The sequence below is a fragment of the Streptomyces sp. NPDC050636 genome (assembly GCF_040654775.1).
Classification (GTDB): Bacteria; Actinomycetota; Actinomycetes; order Streptomycetales; family Streptomycetaceae; genus Streptomyces.
Genome location: NZ_JBFAIP010000031.1, coordinates 60,121 through 79,904, shown reverse-complemented (window position 1 = coordinate 79,904; position 19,784 = coordinate 60,121). Strand labels below are relative to the sequence as shown.

19 protein-coding genes are annotated in these 19,784 nt (G+C 68.9%); 17 read left to right on the top strand and 2 right to left on the bottom strand.

All coding sequences use genetic code 11. From position 1 onward, the window contains the following. Nucleotides 1-126: 126 nt before the first annotated feature. The gene (locus tag AB0I10_RS22655) at nt 127-876 is read right to left on the bottom strand and encodes a site-specific DNA-methyltransferase (protein WP_363154372.1); all 750 of its coding nucleotides are present in this window, start codon (nt 874-876) and stop codon (nt 127-129) included. A 607-nt stretch (nt 877-1,483) separates the two neighbouring features. Here AB0I10_RS22655 and AB0I10_RS22650 point away from each other — a divergent pair. The 17 genes from AB0I10_RS22650 to AB0I10_RS22570 all read left to right on the top strand — a co-directional run bounded on the left by AB0I10_RS22650 (nt 1,484) and on the right by AB0I10_RS22570 (nt 18,447). Beyond that, on the top strand, nt 1,484-2,617 hold the full coding sequence (locus AB0I10_RS22650) for a C40 family peptidase (protein ID WP_363154371.1): 1,134 nt from the start codon (nt 1,484-1,486) through the stop codon (nt 2,615-2,617). A gap of 85 nt (nt 2,618-2,702) precedes the next feature. After that, nucleotides 2,703-3,011, top strand: a complete 309-nt coding sequence (locus AB0I10_RS22645; protein WP_046929256.1) for a DUF6112 family protein — start codon at nt 2,703-2,705, stop codon at nt 3,009-3,011. Continuing rightward, complete coding sequence (locus tag AB0I10_RS22640; RefSeq protein WP_363154370.1) at nt 3,011-3,700, top strand: hypothetical protein; 690 nt, start codon at nt 3,011-3,013, stop codon at nt 3,698-3,700. Before AB0I10_RS22645 ends, AB0I10_RS22640 begins: the two co-directional genes overlap by 1 nt. Before the next feature lie 31 nt (nt 3,701-3,731). Then, complete coding sequence (locus AB0I10_RS22635) at nt 3,732-5,126, top strand: ATP-binding protein (protein ID WP_363154369.1); 1,395 nt, start codon at nt 3,732-3,734, stop codon at nt 5,124-5,126. Between the two features lie 94 nt (nt 5,127-5,220). Next, on the top strand, nt 5,221-6,693 hold the full coding sequence (locus tag AB0I10_RS22630; protein WP_363154368.1) for an SCO6880 family protein: 1,473 nt from the start codon (nt 5,221-5,223) through the stop codon (nt 6,691-6,693). 41 nt (nt 6,694-6,734) lie between these two features. Continuing rightward, a complete protein-coding gene (locus AB0I10_RS22625; protein WP_363154367.1) occupies nt 6,735-7,190 on the top strand; it encodes a DUF6238 family protein in 456 nt (151 codons plus the stop codon). A 20-nt stretch (nt 7,191-7,210) separates the two neighbouring features. Next, on the top strand, nt 7,211-8,719 hold the full coding sequence (locus tag AB0I10_RS22620; protein ID WP_363154366.1) for an ATP-binding protein: 1,509 nt from the start codon (nt 7,211-7,213) through the stop codon (nt 8,717-8,719). Between the two features lie 285 nt (nt 8,720-9,004). After that, complete coding sequence (locus tag AB0I10_RS22615; protein WP_363154365.1) at nt 9,005-10,072, top strand: hypothetical protein; 1,068 nt, start codon at nt 9,005-9,007, stop codon at nt 10,070-10,072. A gap of 85 nt (nt 10,073-10,157) precedes the next feature. Continuing rightward, a complete protein-coding gene (locus AB0I10_RS22610) occupies nt 10,158-10,874 on the top strand; it encodes a hypothetical protein (RefSeq protein WP_363154364.1) in 717 nt (238 codons plus the stop codon). A gap of 27 nt (nt 10,875-10,901) precedes the next feature. After that, complete coding sequence (locus tag AB0I10_RS22605) at nt 10,902-11,672, top strand: hypothetical protein (RefSeq protein WP_363154363.1); 771 nt, start codon at nt 10,902-10,904, stop codon at nt 11,670-11,672. A gap of 32 nt (nt 11,673-11,704) precedes the next feature. Then, nucleotides 11,705-12,202, top strand: a complete 498-nt coding sequence (locus tag AB0I10_RS22600) for a hypothetical protein (protein ID WP_363154362.1) — start codon at nt 11,705-11,707, stop codon at nt 12,200-12,202. Nucleotides 12,203-12,234: 32 nt separating this feature from the next. After that, the gene (locus tag AB0I10_RS22595) at nt 12,235-12,741 is read left to right on the top strand and encodes a hypothetical protein (protein ID WP_363154361.1); all 507 of its coding nucleotides are present in this window, start codon (nt 12,235-12,237) and stop codon (nt 12,739-12,741) included. Nucleotides 12,742-12,761: 20 nt separating this feature from the next. Next, a complete protein-coding gene (locus AB0I10_RS22590) occupies nt 12,762-13,145 on the top strand; it encodes a hypothetical protein (RefSeq protein ID WP_363154360.1) in 384 nt (127 codons plus the stop codon). A gap of 102 nt (nt 13,146-13,247) precedes the next feature. Further along, nucleotides 13,248-15,041: a TraM recognition domain-containing protein gene (locus tag AB0I10_RS22585; RefSeq protein WP_363154359.1), complete on the top strand. Its 1,794-nt coding sequence runs from the start codon at nt 13,248-13,250 to the stop codon at nt 15,039-15,041. Nucleotides 15,042-15,146: 105 nt separating this feature from the next. After that, complete coding sequence (locus AB0I10_RS22580) at nt 15,147-15,398, top strand: hypothetical protein (protein ID WP_363154358.1); 252 nt, start codon at nt 15,147-15,149, stop codon at nt 15,396-15,398. Next, nucleotides 15,395-16,570 (top strand): DnaB-like helicase N-terminal domain-containing protein, encoded by a 1,176-nt coding sequence (locus tag AB0I10_RS22575; protein WP_363154357.1) that lies wholly within the window; start codon nt 15,395-15,397, stop codon nt 16,568-16,570. The genes AB0I10_RS22580 and AB0I10_RS22575 overlap by 4 nt, the downstream gene beginning before the upstream one ends. Before the next feature lie 491 nt (nt 16,571-17,061). Next, nucleotides 17,062-18,447 (top strand): helix-turn-helix transcriptional regulator, encoded by a 1,386-nt coding sequence (locus AB0I10_RS22570; protein WP_363154356.1) that lies wholly within the window; start codon nt 17,062-17,064, stop codon nt 18,445-18,447. Nucleotides 18,448-19,053: 606 nt separating this feature from the next. Here AB0I10_RS22570 and cas6e read toward each other — a convergent pair. After that, nucleotides 19,054-19,776 carry a type I-E CRISPR-associated protein Cas6/Cse3/CasE gene (gene cas6e, locus AB0I10_RS22565; protein WP_363154355.1) on the bottom strand — a complete coding sequence of 241 codons (723 nt, stop codon included), beginning with the start codon at nt 19,774-19,776 and terminating at the stop codon, nt 19,054-19,056. Nucleotides 19,777-19,784: the final 8 nt, after the last annotated feature.

Here is a 19,784-nt window from a genome sequence, read left to right as displayed (position 1 = left end):
CCTGTGCCGGCTGTGTGTCTTTGGGGGCTCACCTCGACCGTACTCGGGGGGTGGCCTCATCGGGTTCTCGATGACGCAACCGCCCTTGGTCTGTGCTCTGGCCCGGTCTGCCGGGGTGTGCTGGTCTCATTCCTCGGGCCCGGCGAGTGCGAAGTCGTCCTGGGTCAGGACACTGCGGAGACGCTGCTCGGCGATGCCGGCGTAGTGGTCGGACAGTTCGACGCCGACGAAGTTGCGGCCTTCCTTCAGGGCGGCGATGCCGGTGGATCCGGAGCCGGTGAAGGGGTCGAGGACGGTGCCGCCGGGCGGGCAGACCTGGACGAGTTGCTGCATGACCTCGATGGGTTTCTGAGTGATGTGGACGCGGTCCTTGCGGGGCTGGGAGGCGATGAAGTGGCCAGGGAGGTAGAGGTCGCGGGTGTTGTCCAGGGTGCCCTTGACGCCCCAGAGGATGAACTCGGAGTCCTGCTTCGGTCCGCCCTTGCGGGGCCGTGAGGCCGGCTTGATCCACGGCATTTTCCCGTGCCAAGTCCAGCCAGCCATTTGCAGGGCATCGGACGTGGTGGGGTCCTGCCTCCAGTCGGAGAAGACCATGACGACGGCGTGTTCGCGGCTGGCGCGGTATGCCTCAGTGAGCAGTTCGGTCAGCCATGCGCGATAGGAGCGCTGGTCGCGGTTTTCGCCGGGGAAGTTGGCGAGGTCGTGCTGTGCGTCGCCGCTGGTGTACTTCGCTCGTGCGGTGCGGGCGGTGCGTTCAGAGCTGGTGCGCCCGCCGGAGTTGTACGGCGGATCGGTAATGACGGCATCGACGCTCTCGTCCGGGAGGGACTTCAGGACGGTAAGCGCATCGCCTCGGTGCAGGGTGTACGACGACATTCGGCGGATCTCTCTTTCTGGAAGACGACCACATGCACGCCCCCGTGGAACGGGATATGCGTGCAAGAACTGCTCGGGACAACCGCACAGGCGGCTGACTGGGGCGAGCAGTGGGCTGGAGGTTAGCGCCTTTTTCCGGCCGCACCCAATGGCGTGATCTTGCCCTCCCTTTTCATGATCGTGGCTCGTTTGGTGCGGCCGGATTTTGTCTCTACAGTCTCGGCGTGTTCGCAGGACGGGCCCTGGTTCCGGCCCTGTTGAACTGTGCTGATGCGTGTTGCCTCGTCCAATCGGTGACCCGCTCGGCACCCGTGAAAACCCTGACGGATGCGAGGGAGAGGAATTCACCGTGTGGCTTGCGAGATTACGAGGGCGGCTGGCTGCCCCATTGCGATAAAGGGTCCGGCGCTTCGGAGTTAGCAGCTCCGAAGCGCGGCCCTTCCTTCGGGGACTTTCGATTGTTTAACCGGCGTGGTGCCGGTGGCCTTTTCGACGAGAACGCCGGCACCGCGCTGCCTACGAGTTAGGAGCTGCTGATGCAGCATGCCCAGGCACGCCCCTCGCCCGAGCCGGATATCTGGATACGCCGAGCGTCTGGTGGCCGGCTGTGAAGAAGGTTGCAGCGATAGCCGGGGGCGTCGTCCTCGCCCCGGTTCTGCTGATCGCGCCCGTCGCCGTCGCCCTGGCCGGCGCCAGCAACGCCGAGGCCGCCTGCGGCGACGCCGGTGGTGCCGGTGCGGTGGATGCCAAGGGCGTGGCCAAGCAGGTGGAGTCGATCCTCAAGGGCGGCGGCAAGGGTTCTGTGTCCGTTTCGGGGCTGGACAACCCGAAGGAGCAGATACCGAACGCCAAGACGATCCTGGCCACCGGCACCGCGATGAAGGTGCCTGCTCGGGGGCAGATCGTTGCGCTGGCGACTGCTCTGCAGGAGTCGGGGCTGCGGAATTTGGACTACGGCGACCGGGATTCTCTCGGTCTGTTCCAGCAGCGGCCCAGCCAGGGCTGGGGCACCGCGGCGCAGGTCCGGGATCCGGTGCACGCCTCGACGAAGTTCTACGAGGGGCTGCTGAAGGTCTCGGGCTGGCAGTCGATGACCGTCGCCCAGGCCGCGCAGGCGGTCCAGGCGAGCGGGTTCCCGGACGCCTACGCCAAGTGGGAACCGCTGGCCACGGCGCTCCAGAAGTCCATCGCCAAGAACCTCCCGGCCAAGGGCGGTTCCGGCAAGGACGACGGCAAGGACGCCATTCCGGAGGTCCCTGCTGGTGGATGTGGGACGGGAGGCGATGGGAGCGGGTTCGACCCGATCCCGGCCGGGTCCGTCCCCAAGGGCTACAAGATCCCGGCCGATGCGCCCAAGTCGGTTCGTACGGCGATCCGTTGGGGTCTGGGTCAGCTCGGCACTCCGTACCAGTGGGGTGGCAGCTGCGCCGATGGGCACGGTCAGGATCCGATGGGGCGTTGTGACTGCTCGTCGTTGATGCAGGCGTCGTACAAGGCCGGCGGTGTCTCGATCTCTCGGACCACGTACACACAGGTCAAGGAGGGTAGGGCGGTCAGCGTCGATGCCCTCAAGCCCGGCGATCTGCTCTTCACCCGCGGTACGGCCGCTGTGCCGGAACACGTCGGGATGTTCCTCGGCCAGGGGCTGATTTTGCAGGCTCCGAAGACCGGCGACGTGGTCAAGATCTCGACTTTCGCCACTTGGCGGCCGGACGTCCTCGCCGCCCGCCGAGTCGTCTGACCAGCCTCTCTTCCTCCCTCCTCTCTCCCCATTTCTCTTCCTCCCTTCCGGGCCTTCGCATGCCCGCATTCGCACTGGAGTTCCCATGAAGCTCATGCAGCACGCCCAGTACCTGGCTTACAACCCCGGCGTTACGCCGAAGCAGGGCGGGCTTCCCGGTCTCGATGTCCTGAAGAACGTGATGGGCAGTATCAACCTGTTCGGCATCATCGCCGCGGTCGGCGCCCTGGTCATCTCCGCGGTCGTCTGGGCCTGGGGCCACCACAGCGGCGGCCACCAGGCAGAAGCCAACGGCAAGAAGGGCACGGCCGTTGCCGCCGGATGCGCCCTGCTGTTGGGTGCGGCCAACGGCATCGTCGCGTTCTTCTCCGCGATGGGAACGCAGGTCCACTGATGCCGAAGAAACGTCTCCGCAATCCCGAGGAGCACACGTACGGAGCACCAGCCTCTGTGCTGCGGCGCTCGCTGATCGGCGGCATCATTCTCGCCGTGCTGCTGGCCGTCGCTGGTCTGGTCGCGTATCTGAACCGTACGGACAGCCCGGCCTCGGCGAAGCCCTCCCCGCCGTCGACGTCCGCCCAGGAGCCGTCGCCCTCGCCCGAGGCGACTGACGGCAAGCGTGTCGCTGTCGCGGATCCTCCGAAGACGAGCGATCCGATCGTGTTCGCCAAGGCGGCCACGGAGATCCTGTGGACGTACGACACCCGCACCTTCTCCCAGGCCGAGCATCTGGCCGGGCTGAAACGGTGGATGACCGGCGAGAAGAAGTACGCCGACTGGAAGTCCATCACCGACCAGGTTCCCAGCCCGGTGCTGTGGTCGCGGATGCACGACAACCACCAGCACGCGAGCGCCACGGTCAGCGAGGGCCACTTCCCGCAGGCGTTCAAGACCGCGCTGGCCCAGGATCCCGGTGCGATCACCGAGGCGTACCTCTACGCCGTCACGGTCACCGGCCAGCAGACCCTCGCCTGGAAGGGCTCGGGAGCCGGAGCCGAGTCCCGGTCGATGACCCTCGCCGTCCAGTGCCGGCCGCACCAGAACTGCGCGCTGGCCGCCGTCATGCCCAACGCCGCGCCATGACCACCCTCAACCCGGATAAGGAGGTGCCCTGATGGGAGCCTGCGACCTTCCCTTGATGAACTCGGTCTGCGAGGCCGTCGGCGGCGTCGTCAGCTCCACCGGCGAGGCGGTCACCGACGGCATCGGTGCCTGGATCGCCAAGTCGATGGGCGAAGTGGCCCAGTCCGCTGCCGACCTCGCGTCCAAGGCCGTCGACAAGACCACCGCCATCGACCTGAATGCCGAGTGGTTCCGCAACAACTACGAACTGCTCTTGCCGATCGGGTTGATCCTGACGGTGGGCACGTTCTGCCTGCAGCTCACCCGCGCCGCCTGGCGCAGGGACGAACGCGCCCTCGCCCAGGCCGCGTTCGGCACGATGGTCGGCGTCTTCTTCGCCTTCGCCGCCATCGCCTGCACCACCGTCGCCATCACCGTGGTCGACGCGCTCAGCGCCGGTCTGTTCAAGGCAGCCAACAGTTCCGTCGATGACGCGGTCCGCCGCATGGTCAAGGTCAACGCACTGGGGGCGATGTACGGCCTGGGCTGGGGTGTCCCCTCGATCATCGCACTCGGCTGCGCCATCGGAGCGTTCTTGTACTGGGCCGTGATGGTCGCCCGCAAGGTCGGCATTCTCGTCTTGGTCACCTTGGCGGTCTTCGCCGGGGCCGGCGGCGGCTGGGAGGTGGCCAAGCGCTGGCGCCGCGGCTGGATCGAGGCCACGGCCACCCTGGTCGTCAGCAAACTGCTGATGACGATCGTGTTCTTGCTGGGTGTCTCGGCCATGGGCAAGACCAACTCACACGACGGGCTCAGCGCCCTGTCGGATGCGATCGCGGGCATCGTCGTGATGGTCCTGGTGATGCTGTGCCCGTACGCCACCTACAAGTTCATCCACTGGGCCGCTGATGGCGGGGGCCACGATGACCTGCACCGCACCGGTGTGGCCGGCATGGCGGTGGCGGCCGGTGCGGCCAAGACCGCAGCCCAGCTCGCCATGCAGGCGGGCACCGGGACGCCTGTTCCGCAGGGGCCATCCAAGGTGCCGGGCCAGGGCACGGATGGTGTCGCCTCCGGCATCGATCCGACCGGCGGTTCGAGCGGTGGCGGAAAGCCGAAACAGACCCGCTTCCGCTACGGCGAGGACCCCGACGCCACGGGCGACAAGGGCCGGGCGCTGATCCAGCGGCCTCCCACGGACGGCGACCGCGGCCAGCCCCTGATCCAGCGCCCCGGCCAGGGGACCGCCTCGGGCGCGGCGGCAGCTTCGGCGCCGGTCTCTTCCGGGCCGATGCCCCAGGGCGCCTCGGCCGCGGCGAGTACGCGGATGGACCCGCCTGCGCCACGGCACAGCGGGCCGCCTCCGGCAAGCGGACCTCCGCCGCAGGGCGGTTCCACGCCGCAGCGGTGGATCTACCCCAAGCCACCGGGCGGATCGGGCTCGTAGCCCTCACCTGACGGGGGCGGGCCAGGCCGCCGCTCTCGGCCTCCCGCCCCCGTCCCCCCTTTTACTCTCTCCACGTTCCAAGGACGGCTTCGCCATGCACCACCCCGACTTGTCCACAGCCGACGGCCCGGCCACCGTGAAGTTCCCCCACCGCTCACGCCGCGGTGTACTGCTCGGCCTCTCGGTCGCCCAGCTCACCGTCGTCACGCTCACCGGCCTGCTCCTGCTCGCGGTGCTGATGCAATCCGGCGTCACCGGGGCGCTCAAGCTCATCCCGCTGTGGGTGGTCATCCTGGCGGCGGTCTTCATCCGCCACCGCGGGCGCTCCCTCGCCGACTGGGCACCCATCGCCCTGCGGTACGCGCTGCGGCGTTTCCGGGGCCAGCTCATCTGGCTGGCCCGTCCCTCTGGCCGACCGCGGCGCGAGGGTCTGCTCCACCTGCCGGGTACTGCCGCCTCGCTGCGGGTGGTCACGTCCCCCGACGGTCAGTTCGGTGCGGTGCACGATCCGCACAACGGCACCCTGACCGCCGTGGTGAAGGTCTCCTCCCGTGCCTTCGCCCTGCTCGACCCGGCTACCCAGAACAGCAACGTGTCCGGCTGGGGCCGCACCCTCGCCGGCCTGGCCCGTACCGGTCATATCGCCCGCGTCCAGGTGCTGGAGCGGACCGTGCCCGATTCTGGTGACGCACTTAACCGCTACTGGAACGAGCACGGCAACGCCGACACCCACCTGGCCGGACCCATCTACGCCGATCTGCTGGCCGCCGCCGGTCCCGCCGCAGCCCCGCACGAGGCGTACGTCGCCCTCGCCCTCGATCTCAAGGCCGCCCGACGCCTGATCAACCAGGCCGGCGGCGGACTCTCCGGCGCCTTCACTGTCCTGGCTCAAACCGCCTCTTCCTTTGATCAGGCCGCCCGAAACTCTGGTCTCACGCCGACTGGTTGGCTTCCGGCGAACGAGATCGCCGCTGTGATCCGTACCGCGTACGACCCCAAGGCGTCCGCCGCGCTGGACCAGTGGTCCTCCACCGGACGGCCTCAGGCCGACCCGGCCGCCGCCGGCCCTGTCGTCCTGATCGAGAAGGCCGACCAGATCCAGACCGACTCGGCCCACCACGCCACCTTCTGGATCGAGAACTGGCCCCGGGTCGAGACGAGTCCCGGCTTCCTGCACCAGCTCCTCTTCACTTCTGGCGTGCGCCGCGCTCTGTCCCTGTCCTACGACCCCAAGGCGCTGGATGCCGCGCTGAAGGACGTGCAGCGCAAGAAGGCCACAGTGATCGCGGACGCCGCCGAGCGGCAGCGCAAGGGACAAGTCGACTCCGAGGAGGACTCAGTCGAGTACGCCGACATCAAACAGCGTGAGCGCCAGCTGATCTCCGGTCACGCCGATGTCGGGCTCACCGGTCTCCTCACCGTCTCTGCCGACACCACCGAGCAGCTCAACGCCGCCTGCGCGGCGATCGAGACGGCTGCCGCCGACAGCTTCATCGATCTGCGCCCGCTCACCTGGCAGCAGGCCGAAGCCTTCACCAACGCCGCCCTCCCGCTGGCCCGCCCCTAGCGCCCCAGCTCCACCACCGCGCTCAACGAAGGGCCCCTTCCATGCCGACCGATCCCCTGCCCGACCTGGCCGCGGACTTCGTCCCGTTCGCCACCGCAGCGCTCGACTTCCACCGGGCCATCAACCTCGCCTCCGGGACCGTGGCTGCACACCGCACCGAGCTGGACGCCCTCCACGCCCACCTCACCGCCCTGTACGGCCTGCTCGACGCCCACACCGCCCGGACCACCCCGGTGGCCGAGGCCGAGGGCGATTACCTGCGGGCCTGCCAGATTCGCCTGTGGCAGGCCGCCGAGCACCTCCACGACGCCTACCACGCAGCCCCGCACTCCGGCACCGGCCGCCATCCCACGCGGGAGGCGTGCCGGGCCCGGCTCCCCGAAGGCGCGCCCGAACTGACCATCTGCCAGCGCCACCTGGCCACCGCCGCGCACGTCCGCCGTGACCACACTCCGGCCGACCTGCGCGACCCGTTCACCGGCCTGACCCGCCACTGACCCGCTGGAGCACCATCGTCATGCCCAACCACACCCGTGACCGCGCCAGCGCCAGCCCGCTGTTCGTCCCCCGCAAGACCGACCGCCGCACAGCACGCGCGGCCCGTGACCAGTTCGCCGCCGCCCGCGACCAGGCCCGAGATGCCGTGCGTCCCCAAGCCCGCCGTGTCGAACCTGGCGTCGCCCCCGAACTGCGGGCCACTTACCCCGCTGCCGGTCGTCCCGGCCCGTACTCCGCCCGCGGCGGCCGTCTCAAGCTCCCCGCCCACCGGATGACGACTGCCACCGCCAGCGGGGCCTACCCCTTCCTCGCCGAGGGCGGCCTCGGCGCGCAAGGGATCTACATCGGCCGCGATGTCCACGCCGAGGCGGCATTCACCTATGACCCGTTCGCGCTGTACGGGCGTCTCGATGGGTTCACGAATCCGAACATCCTGCTCGCCGGGATCATCGGCATGGGCAAGTCCGCCCTGGCCAAGTCCCTCGCCGTGCGTGCCGTGGCCTTCGGCTACCGCATCTACGTCCCCTGCGACCCCAAGGGCGAGTGGACCGTCGTCGCCCAGGAGCTGGGCGGCCAGACCATCGCCCTCGGACCCGGCCTGCCCGGACGGCTCAACCCCCTGGACGCACCCGCCAAGCCACACGGCGTCGGCGAGGAGGACTGGGGCAACGAGGTCCGCAAGCGCCGCCTTCTCCTCCTCGGATCACTCGCGAAGACCGTCCTGCGGCGGGACCTGCATCCAATGGAGCACACCGCTCTCGACGTCGCCCTGGACCAGACCGTCGCCCACGCCGAGGCGAACGGCACCACCCCGCTACTGGGTGAGGTCGCGCACGTACTCGGCTCCCCCGAGCGGCTCGACTCCGCACTCGGCGAGCTGACCGGCCGCCTCGGACACGCCGCCGAAGACCTCGCCCACGCGCTGCGCAGGCTCGTACATGGCGACCTGGCCGGCATGTTCGACGCCCCCAGCACCGTCGCCTTCGACCCCAGTGCACCGATGCTGTCCATCGACCTCTCGCGCCTGGGCGGGGCCGGCGACGACACAGCACTCGTCCTGGCCATGACCTGCGCCTCGGCGTGGATGGAGTCCGCGCTCGCCGACCCCACCGGCGGACGACGCTGGGTGATCTACGACGAGGCATGGCGCGTCATGCGCCACGTCGCCCTGTTGGAGCGCATGCAGAGCCAGTGGAAGCTCTCGCGTGGTCTGGGCATCGCGAACCTCATGGTTATCCACCGCCTCAGCGACCTACTGACCGCGGGCGATGCCGGCTCCCGAGGCCGAGCCCTGGCGGAGGGTCTGCTCACCGACTGTTCGACCCGGATCATCTACCGCCAGGAAGCCGACCAACTCGCCTCCGCCGCAGCCCTGCTGGGGCTGACCGGCGTCGAGACCCAGGCCGTGTCCGCGCTCACCAAGGGCCGGGGCCTGTGGAAGGTCGCGGGCCGGTCGTTCATCACGCAACACCTCCTCCACCCGCGCGAACACGAACTGTTCGACACAGACGCCCGCATGCACGCCTAAGCACCGCGGCTTCGCCGTGCTCACGCCGCGGAGGGAGCCGAAGTCGCACTTCGGCTCCCTCCGCCCTCCCCTCCCAAACATCGAAGGAATCCACTCCCATGCCTGTGCAAAACACCATCCGCCGTGCCGCACGTCGGCTCGTTCAGCTGTACATCGACGCGGCGAAAGCCAACGCCGCCCAAAGCCAGATCCCTTTGACCACAGGCCCCTTCAGCGTCCTCGACGAAGCTCGCCGCACGAGGGGTGCTCACCAGATACCCACTCGTGATCGCACCGGGACCCGTCATGGCTGAAGCATCCCGCCTCGCCGCCACGCCCCGGCCGCAGGAGCGTGCGGATCTTGCGCTCTTCGCCGAAGCACTCGCGGCCCGCCTGTCGGGGTCATGGACCGCAACCACCCGCGAGCACGCGGCATACAGCGATCAGTTGCCGCTCCGCGAACGGCTGTGGGGGTTCGGGCATGCCAGGTGGGCCCTGTCCGAGTTCGTACTGCAACGGGACGCCGTGCTCACCAGCGACTCCGGGGCAGAGCTGGTCGTCGTCGACCGTCCGCTGCGCAGGCACGAGTTCCTCGTCGCCGCCCTCGCCCCACGAGGGATCAACGTCACAGACGCTGTCGAAGCGCCCGACGGCATTGTCGTCAGCGCCGAACCAGCACGGGCAGCCTCCGCCGTGGCTGACCGGCTGCTCCCCCGGTACGAACAGGCCGTTCATCAGGCACGGATCGAGCACCTCGCCGATTCAGTGGCCGCCGGAGAGCGCGCCCTGGCCGAGTGGGATGCCGTCTCCGACAGCTTGTGCGACGCCGATCACTGGCCGCTCGATGACCGCTACGGCCTGCGCCAGCAGCAGCGGGACGCCGAAATGTGGGCCCAGTTCGGCCCCTTCCTCGACCACGGTCCGGCGCTTCTCGCGCACGCCGAGGAGACCCTCCCGCTCTTGGACGCTCGTGACCGTGCCGCGGGGCGCTGGCCGGACCGGATGCGTGCTGTGCGAGGAGCACTGGAGGCAGGGGCTCGTGTCCAAGCCGACTTCCGGGCCACCAGCGATGCTCTGCTGCCGGACCACCCTCGTTCCAAGGCCGCCTTCGCGGAGGCAGTCGCCGAGCGCAACGCGGAGGGCTGGGACTGCGCCCTGACCTGGATGCAGAACGCCGGCGCGCTCGTCGACATGGCGCGAGCCGAACGAGCCCTACAGCGCGGCGCTGAAAGGTCGTCCCGGTCCGCTCGGGCCGAGGCAGCCCGCGCCCGGTCTCCGCTAGCTGCGCGCGAGAGTCCCGCGGCCACAGAGGCATCCGCCACGCTGCCACCCGCCGGACGGATCGGGCGCGACCGCCGACCTCGCTCGCACTAGCGCAAAATCCCGGCCCCGCCAAATCCGTAATCGGGTCGCATCCTCGTCCTCCGCACGGCCCCAACCTCTGCGAGGTGCATCTCTCGTGGCGGAATCACATCCGCACATAACCGTCAGCCACCACGACCAGTACGGCGTCGTGGCAGCTGCTTCGCACGAAAACCACGTCGCCGACCACATGCTGCGGCGGGTCGGCTTCGTGCGGCTGCCCGGCAGCGACCTCTACACCCTGACCGAGCCGAACCGCGACCCGACCCGTCGAGGACAGCAGGCGGTCCAGTCCCTGCGGGCCGCGCAGTACAACGTCACGGCCGACGCCGCATACGACCTCAACCCCCACTCCCCGCTCACGACCAACCGCAGCCTCCTCGACCGGCCGGAGAATCGTTCCGCCGTGATGGGTGCCGGCATCGGGGAGGCGTCCTTCGCTTCCGCCCGAGCTCTCGATGCCGACATCCGGGCCGCCCGGATCGTCGTGCACGACCAGGCACGCGATCCCCACGGAACGCTGTGGGCGGTCGGCACCGACGTACGTACCCGCGAGGGACTGTTGCTCCGCGGCGACGGTGATCTGCGCTACGTCGAGTCCCGGCTGGAACACACCGGTCGCGCGTTCGACGTCTTCTACGCGATGCCCGGCAACGAGCGTCCTGATCCGAGGCTGTCGATGATGCAGCGCCGTGCTCAGGCCGCCACCGCCATCTCCCCGGCCCGCACAGGCGCCGCAGTGCCGCAGCAACCGGCCGCCGCCGTCGCCTACCGCCCGATTACCACCACCCAGCAGCCGGTCCACGCCCGCTAACGCCTCTGCCTCGAAGGAGTCTTCGCGATGAATCTGCCCTACGAACCCGACGTCGCCTTCGGAGTCCACCCCGATCTCGGTGTGGCCGCCGCCGTCGCGGATGACCGGCCGTACCTGGACGAGGTCCTGCGCAAGCACCACTTCCGCTACAGCCAGGACCTGGACGTCTACCTCCTGCCGGAGGGCACCGGGCACAACACCGCGGTCCGGACAATGGCCGCTGCCACCCGCGAATTCCAGGGCGCCGGCCATACCGTCGCCGCCGATCCCCGCATCATGCTGCCGCCGCCCGTCCCCACACCAGGCGGCGTGGACGCACGTAAAACGCAGCCTGGTCAGTCGTTGACCGCGCTGACCGGCGAGCTGCACGAGCTGCGTCGCTCGGCCGACGTCGCGGAGGTCCTGGAGCAGATTCTCGATGAGCACCACGGTGCCGTCGGCGATCTGGAGGAGTTCATCGACACCGCCGCCGCCTGGTGTGAACGACTCGACACCCCGGGCGGCCGCGAACTGGGCCAGCACCTGCGCACGATCGCGCACCATGTCGCCTTCCTCGGCGACCGGTTGGCCGACGCACAGCTCGACCTGTCGGTCATGCCGGAAGTGACGCCGCAGGATGCCCCGCCTCTGGCCGACGTGCCACTCCCAGCGCGGCACGAGATCCCCTCTGTGTCACGCACTGCCCGCTCCCGCGCAGCCGTGGCGCCTTCACCGAACCGCCCCGCCGGCCTCCCTGCGGCCCCGGAAGAAGCGGCCCGCTCCACGGCCGCGCCGACCGGCGCCCGCCGTACACGCTGACCATTATCCCGATCACAGAAGGAGTCCATCCCATGGCCGTCAAGACGCTGTGGACCGTCGATCACGCCTGCGGGCACACCGCCGAGGCCGACCTCTCCGACCGGCCGGCCGACCGCCGTGCCGGCTACGCCCGCTGGCTCTCGACACGCGACTGCACCGACTGCTGGCGGGCCGCCCGGGGCGAGGATGCCGAGTCGAAGGCCGAGTGGCTGGCGAAGAAGCGGGCCGCCGAGCAGGCCGAGGCCGATGAGTGGTCCGAGCAGTACCGCATGCCGCCCCTGGAGGGCACCGACCGCGCCCTCGTCTGGGGCACCCGCTGCCGCCACCAGGTCGTCTCCGCCGCCTACACCGCCCTCGTCCTCGAAGGGACGACCAGCGCATCCGAGTGGGAGGCCATCGAGGACGCGGTGCGGCCGGTGACCCGCGCCGGCTGGTGGATCGACCAGCGCGACGCCGACCCCGCCGACCTGCCTGAACTGCTGCAAGCCGCCACCGACTGCGACCGGCCGAACGAAAACCCCCACTTCTAAAAGCCCCTTCCCCCCTCTCGAAAGGCTCTGCCGTGCATCCGTCCTTCGACTGCCACATACGCCGCTCCGCCGACACCGCCATGCTCCTCACCCGGCTCCACGAGTCCCGCGAAGACGGCTTCGAGCCTTACCTCCTGGCCGCCTGGTCGCCGGACCTGGAAGCCGCCAACGCACTCTCCCTCGCACACCTCGCCCAGCTGCTCGATGAGCCTCTCGGTGCCCGCGAGCAGCGCACGGGACGACGCCCTACCCGGCCCGCCTGGCACTGTTCCGTGGTCAACACCACCGGTGTCCCCCTCTCCGACGAGCAGTGGCTGCGCCTCGTGGAGGACGTCGTCGACGCCACGGGGATCGCTCCCGACGGCGACCGATTCGCCTGCCGGTGGGCCGCGTTGCGCCATGACCACCGCTCGCTCGACATCGTCGCCAACGTGATCCGCCAGGACGGGCGCTGGGCCCGGATCCACCAGGACACCTGGAACGCACGCTCCGCATGCGACCACCACGCCCGCAACCTGACCGCTCAGCTCACTCACTGACCTTCCAGAAAGGCCGTTTCATGTCCCGCTTTGTGTCCTTCCTCCACGAGGTGTACGGCCGAGACGTCGAGATCTACCGCGAGCCGAACAGCGCCGAGGTGGTCGCCGAGTGCCGCCAGATATGTGCCCGCCAGATCATCCTGACGTGCGGCTTCGAGAAGTCGCCGATACCCTTCCGCCTCCGGCTCCCCCGGGACCTCAGCGAGGCCGAGAAGAAGGCCCGCTCCACACGAGCAGCAGTCCATCTCTTCCACGCGGGCCACTACGCGGACATCGCCTCTGACCTCCGCTGCGAGTCCGCCCTCGACGCCGCATGGGCCGAGATCCGCAAGAACCGCTCCGACCACACCGACGCAGCCGACCCTGCCGCCGGCACACAGACCGCCACGCCCCGCCAGCCGTAGCACCCCCTCCCACACAACCCCCAGGAGCCCCGCAGTGATCACCAGAAGAACGCGCCGCCCCGTACTCCCCTCCCTTCGCGCCGCGCACCCCTGGAACTCGCCTTGCAATCTCCACGCACCACCACGCCCTCGACCACCACCGGCACCGACGTCCTCCTCTACCTCCTGATCGCCCTCGCCGCGCTCGGCATCGGAGGAGGCTCGCTGGCCTGGCTGTTCGGCAATCTCGCCAACACCGTTGCCGGCAACGACCCGTGGGCCGCCTACCAGCCAGAAGAATCGTTCCTTCATCCAGAGCAGGTCTGGCCCCATCTCGCCCAGCCCGCTGTCATCACCGGCTGCTACGTCCTCCCCGGCCTCGTCCTCCTGGCCGCCGCCGTCCTCGCCGCGAAGGTGTGGCTGCGCTTTCGCCACAACCCGTCGGGCCTTGCCACCGCCCGGGAGCTGGCTCCGCTGCTGCCCAAGCAAGTAGCCGCCAAGGCCATCGAATTGCGCCCCAGTCTCAAGGGCAGCAAGCCTAAGGACGTCGCTCCCGAAGACCACGGCGTGCTGCTGGGCACCCTCAAGCCGGGCAAGGCCGAGGTCCGCTCCTCCTGGGAGGACGTGATCCTCGCGATCATGGCGCCCCGCTCCGGCAAGACGTCGTGCCTGGCGATCCCCGCGATCCTGCACGCCCCCGGCCCCGTCCTGCTGACCTCCAACAAGGCGGCGCGCGATGCCTACACCGCCACCGTCGACGCCCGCGCCAAGGTGGGTACGGTCTGGACACTGGACCCGCAGCAGATCGCGCATGCACCCCGGACCATGTGGTGGGACATCCTCGCCGATGCCCGTGATCTTGCCGGGGCCCGGCGGCTCGCCGGGCACTTCGTCACCGCCTCCGTGGACGAGTCGAGCGCCGGTGACTTCTGGTCCACCGCCGCCGCCAACACCCTCACCGCGCTGTTCCTCGCCGCCGCCCGCGACGGCCGCCCGATCACCGACGTGCTGGCCTGGCTCGCCTCCCCCGCCGACCGCACCCCCATCGACCTCCTCCAGGACGCCGGCCTCGACGCCGTCGCCGCCCAGCTCCAGGGCACGGTGGCCGGCGCCGTCGAAACCCGCGACGGCATCTTCGAGACCGCCCGCCAGTACGCCAGCTGCCTCCTCGACCCCACCATCGCCGCCTGGGTAACCCCACCCAACACCTTTGAGAAGGCACGGGAGTTCAAGCCGGAGGACTTCGCGACCAGCAAGGACACCCTGTTCCTGCTGTCGAAGGACGGCGGCGGGTCCGCCTCGGCGATCATCGCCGCGGCAGCCGACGCCGTGATGCGCGCCGCCGTCATCCAGGCCGAACGCGACGGCGGACGCCTCGACGCCCCGCTGCTGGCGATCCTCGACGAGGCCGCCAACGTCTGCAAAATCTCCGATCTGCCCGACCTGTACTCGCACCTCGGGTCCCGCGGTGTCATCCCGATGACGATCCTGCAGTCCTACCAGCAGGGCGTCCGGGTCTGGGGCCAGGCAGGTATGGACGCCCTGTTCTCCGCCGCCACGATCAAGCTGATCGGCTCCGGCATCGATGACGCGGACTTCGCCGACAAGCTCTCGCGCCTGGCCGGTGACCACGACGTGCGCGCGGTCTCCGTCTCCACCGGTGAGTCCGGCAAGTCCACCTCGGTCTCCATGCGCCAGGAACGCGTACTGCCGCCCGACGCGATCCGCGCCCTGCCCAAGGGAACGGCGTACCTGCTGGCCACCGGCATCCGGCCCGCCCTCCTCGACCTCAAGCCCTGGTACAAGGAGCCCGACGCCGACCAGCTCGGCGCCGCCTCCGCCGAAGCCACCGCGGCCATCACCGACCGGGCCCTCGCCAAGCCCCTGCACCAGGACGACTTCGGACCGGCGGCATGACCAGCCCCCGTCAACCCAGCACCCGGACGAGACCGACGGGGCGCCCGCCCCGCCCCGCGCTGTGTGACCGATCCGCTTCCTGCCCCCGTCTCTTGAGGTGCTCCCATGCTCCAATCCGCACCGCCCTGGGCTTCCGTCCGCCGGTCCCAGCGGCTTGCCGACACTCCCGCCGTACGGCGCGGCGGCCACTGGTGGCTCGTCTCCCCGGCCGGAACGATGCTCGCCTCGGACCCCGCCTTCAACACCGAACTGGACTGCTTCGAAGCCGACATGGCCGCCGCCAATCGTGCCGTCGCCGAGTTGCATGCCGAGCGCACGGCGGCAAGCGATCCCGTAGTACGTAAGGCCCGGCGATGACTCCGCTCGTCCAGGCTGAGCAGGCGGTCCTGGGGGCAGTCTTCCTGGCCCCCGGCCAGCTTGACCGTCTCTCGCCCTGGCTGCGACCGGAGCACTTCTCCCGTCCCGTCCACACAGCTCTCTACGCCGCGATGCTCAAACTCCGGGCCGACGACCACCCGGCCGCGAAGGCGCAGGACGCGGGACCCGTACCCATGTCGTGGATGACCGACACGGTCGCTGAGGCGAGCCAGCACACCCGGGGCCTAACTGCCTCTTACGCGCATTCGCTGGTGTCGGCCTGTCCACGGCCGGAGCATGCGGTGGTCTACGGACGGATGGTGCTGGAAGGCGCCATCCACCGCAGCGTCGCCCAGCACGCCACACGACTGCACCAGGCAGCCCGCGCCGACGCCATCCGCCGCGGCGTTGAGGAAACGGTCCATCACGCCGAGGTCCTTTCCGACGTGCTGGCCGATCTCGCGCGCCGCTGGGGAGTCGAGCCCCGGCCCGTAACACCCTCGGCGTCGGCCCCATCCCCTCCCGCTCATCCACAGCCGCTGAATGAACAGCTCCTGGCCGACGAGGAGTTCCTCCTCGGTTGCCTCAGTGCGCGTCCCCAGAAGCTGGACGAGGTCGTGGGCTGGCTCCACCCCGGCGATTTCGCCGATGCCGGCCACCAGCAGATCTACCGATCCCTGGGAGCGCTACACCATCGGGGCGAGCCCATCGACCAGCTGACCGTGCTGTGGGAGACCCAACGCCGCGGCGCCCTGGCCGACCGGACCCTGGATGCGGAACGCGTTCTGCGTATCTGCGACCCCTCGGTGTTCGCAGGGTCGGCGGAGTACGTCGGCGAGCAGGTCGTCCTGAGTCCTCCCCTGCGGTTAGTTCTGCCCGATGGCTTCGCCGAGCGCACGAGCAACATATGTGGAGACCCTCGCAAGATCCACTCCTGTATCTCTGTACCGCGTAAACGGCGAGATGTTCGGGTCCTAACGGTCCCCTGCCGTCGACGGTTAGAGGTGGGATCCGCCACTGTGCAAAGAGTCGCCGTCACTATGCGAGGAGTAGTGCGCAGGACTTCGAAGATTCTCGTCGGCGCAGCATTCACTTCCACTCTCCTCACTACTCAGCGCCGCACGTGGTGGTTCAAAGCAGCGCTCATAGAGGATTTAAGCCCGGCCCTTTGAGCCCAGTCAACGCGTCGACAAATCTACACAAACAGGCATAGACGGCAGGAGACCGAAGAAGCCCTCCACGCATCCGAGGACCCTCCAACTCCCCTGGCATTACAGGCAATTTCACCCGCGAGATGCCGAACCCGCTTGACTTCTACGACTTGGCCACAAGGCCCGTACGGATCGGAAAACAGGGAGGGGCAATTTATTTCCCCTCACCTGGAGGGGAAATAAATTTCCGCCGGTAATGTCCGAATCGCAACCCTAGATCACGGCTTGACCGAGCAATGCGGTAAGAAATTAAAGGAGTCTCGGCGATTCCTGTGGCTTGGCTCACGATCCCTTCATATTCGATCAAGGGAGGACGTCAAGATCAAATAGAAGTTACGTATCGTCGATGGGACGGGAAATCTATGTGGGGCCTGCCAGTGGCCGGCCCCTTTTTCGTGCCTGCGCTCGGGGCGTCACCGCAGGCACACCAAGCGAAGTCAGAGAGGATTCGAATGGGCATCGCCGACGGCGGACCCGAGCGTGGAGACGAGGAATCGCTCCCGAGCCGCGATACGACATCGGCAGAGCGCGACGACGCCTCGCCGCTCGCCCCCGGCCAGCTGATGGGGCTGGCGGGTCTGCTGCGGGCCTGGAGGACTGCCGCAAGTGAACGGCTGGGCAAGCCGCTCACGCAGAAGGACGTCGCATCCGCTCTGCAGCGCTCCACACGCTGGTACCGCGACCTGGAGAACGGCGCCACAGTCCGCCTGGACCGGCAGCTGTGCGAGGGCCTCGGCAACGTCCTCATGCTGGGCCGCGACGAACTGCAAGCCCTGGTCCTCTACGGCCACGGCGGCGCCATCACCAGCCCCTCACCCGCCGGCGACTCCCCCACCCGCCGCGCGCTGCAGCTGCTCATCGACAAGCAGATGCCCAGCCCCACGTTGCTGACCGACGCCACTTGGAACGTCATCGGCTACAACGCCGCGATGGCCGAGTGGTGGCCCTGGGTGCTGGAGGACAAGCCCAACCTCATGCGCTGGGCCCTGCTCTCTCGCGAGGCCCGCACTCAGTTCCACGACTGGGCCCGTCACGCGGCCGAGTACATCAAGCTGCTGAAGTGCGCCATCCCCCGGCACCCGGACAACCCCGAACTCGCCCAGCTGATCACCGAGCTGCGCAAGGATGACGAGGTCCGCAAGATCTGGGACTCCAGCACCGAGATCGCCGAGAATCGGGACGGCGCGACCTATCGCATGACGCTCCCGGCGATGAACTGGGAGACCGTCGATCTCGTCAGCCACGTCCTGTACCCCGCGAGCCTCCCGGGCTGCCGCCTGACGGTCATCACCTGGACCCGCGGCGAGGACGGCGCCGAAGCCTGCGGCACGGACGCCGGCCACCCCCTCGCGCCACTGCCCGCGACATCTGACGCCGACCAGGCCCTCCGCCGCCGCATCGCCCGCCGCCTCTCCCAACACATCACCGTCGCCTCAGCGGACGAAGCCATGGCACTGGCAGGAGACGACCGCATGGAGCTGCCCATCCTCAGCAAATTCATCGGACACGACTCCCGGCTCGCCTACTCCCCGTCCACGCGAACGGTCATCTGGGCGACACGGCAGGACGACGACCGCTGGGGCATCGCCGAGGTCGAGCCCTACACCATCATCGTCCGCATGCCCCAGGCCATCCACGTGGACGGCGCCAAGGACGAGTACAAAGTCCTCACCCGGGCCATCCTCCCCGCCGACTCCACCGAAGCAGTCGAACGCATCCAGGGCCTGGTCGCCCAACTGCGCCGACGCATCGAGGTGCTGGAGGAGATACACCGCGACGAGTACCAAGCCGACCCGACGAACGTGCCGTACATCTGGCACCCGGTCGACGAAATCTGATCTCGCCGAAGCCCAGGTCCGTCGCCTCCCTCAGCGAGCGACGGACCTGGCCTGTGGCAGGAGAACCCTCGCGCGGGCGAGGCCCTCGGGAGGGTCCACGGCGAGGCCGGCGTCAACCACGGCGAGCAACCGCACGTGGCACGAATGTGCAGCATCTCCGTCTACTTGGAGCGGCCCCGGCCTGCCCGGCGAGCAGGGAGCGGCACCCCGGAGCATCTCGGCAGGCGCGGAGCGGAGCATCTCCACATACCCAAAGCGGACAACATCGTGCCGGGCGACCGACATGTAATCGTCGGAGGATCTCCGCGTACGCGGAGATGACGTGATGCCGCGGCCGCCGGAGTCGGTCGTCCACGGAGCATCTCCGCATACGCGGAGCGGACGTCGCGAACATGTCGGCGATCTTCAGCTCCGGCGGAGCATCTCCGCGTACGCGGAGCAGACTTCAGGTCCACCTTGGTGGTGGCGTTGACGGCCGGAGCATCTCCGCGTACGCGGAGCAGACTTGGACTACGAGACTTCGGCCAGCATGAGCAACGGAGCATCTCCGCGTTCGCGGAGCAGAGCCTTTGCGACCTGCACTGATTGGTGCACCTTGCCTGTTCTTTACTTCTTGAGGGGGGCGAGGGTGAGGAGTCCGCAGCCGTAGGCGCGGCCTTGGCCGATGCCGGTGGTGAGGAGGGCGCGAAGAGCTTGGGGGTTGGTGACGTCGAGGGCTCCTTCGTAAGTGGCGGTGGTGAGGGCGACGCGGATGGGTTTGTCGTTGTGGTCGTGTTTGCCGAAGGTGTTCTTGCCGCGGTGGCGGAGCTGGAGCTGGAGGGGGACTTCACCGTCCGGGCCGAGGTCGTCGGGGCTGCCGGCCGGGGGGATGGTGAAGCCGTGCTTGGAGGCTTTGTCGGTGAGCCAGCGCAGTTGGTGGCGTGCGGTGGTGTGGGGCAGGCGGCGGCCGCGTTGGTCGGGTGCGGGTGACGCCTGTCGGTAGGTGGGGGATGCGGTGAGGCGGAAGGCGTAGCGCTGTCCGGTTTCGATGCGGTCGAGGAGGGGTCCGTAGGGCTTGCTGTCCCATTGGGGGGTCTGGGCTGTGGGCCAGCCGGCGTCTTCGATGAGTTGGGTGAAGTCGGGGCGGGTGGGTGAGACGGTCCACAGGACGGGGCGGCGGACGTCGTCGCCGTCCAGGCGCCACAGCACGCGCGGCGGTGTCTGGCCTGGGGGTGTGGGGGGTTGGTCGGGGAAGCAGCCCATGATCAGGGCGTGCAGGGCGCGGCGGTTGCCGAGGAGTTTGATGGCGCCTTGGCGGCGGGGGTTGAGGTAGGCGCGGGTGAGGTGCATGGGTGTGG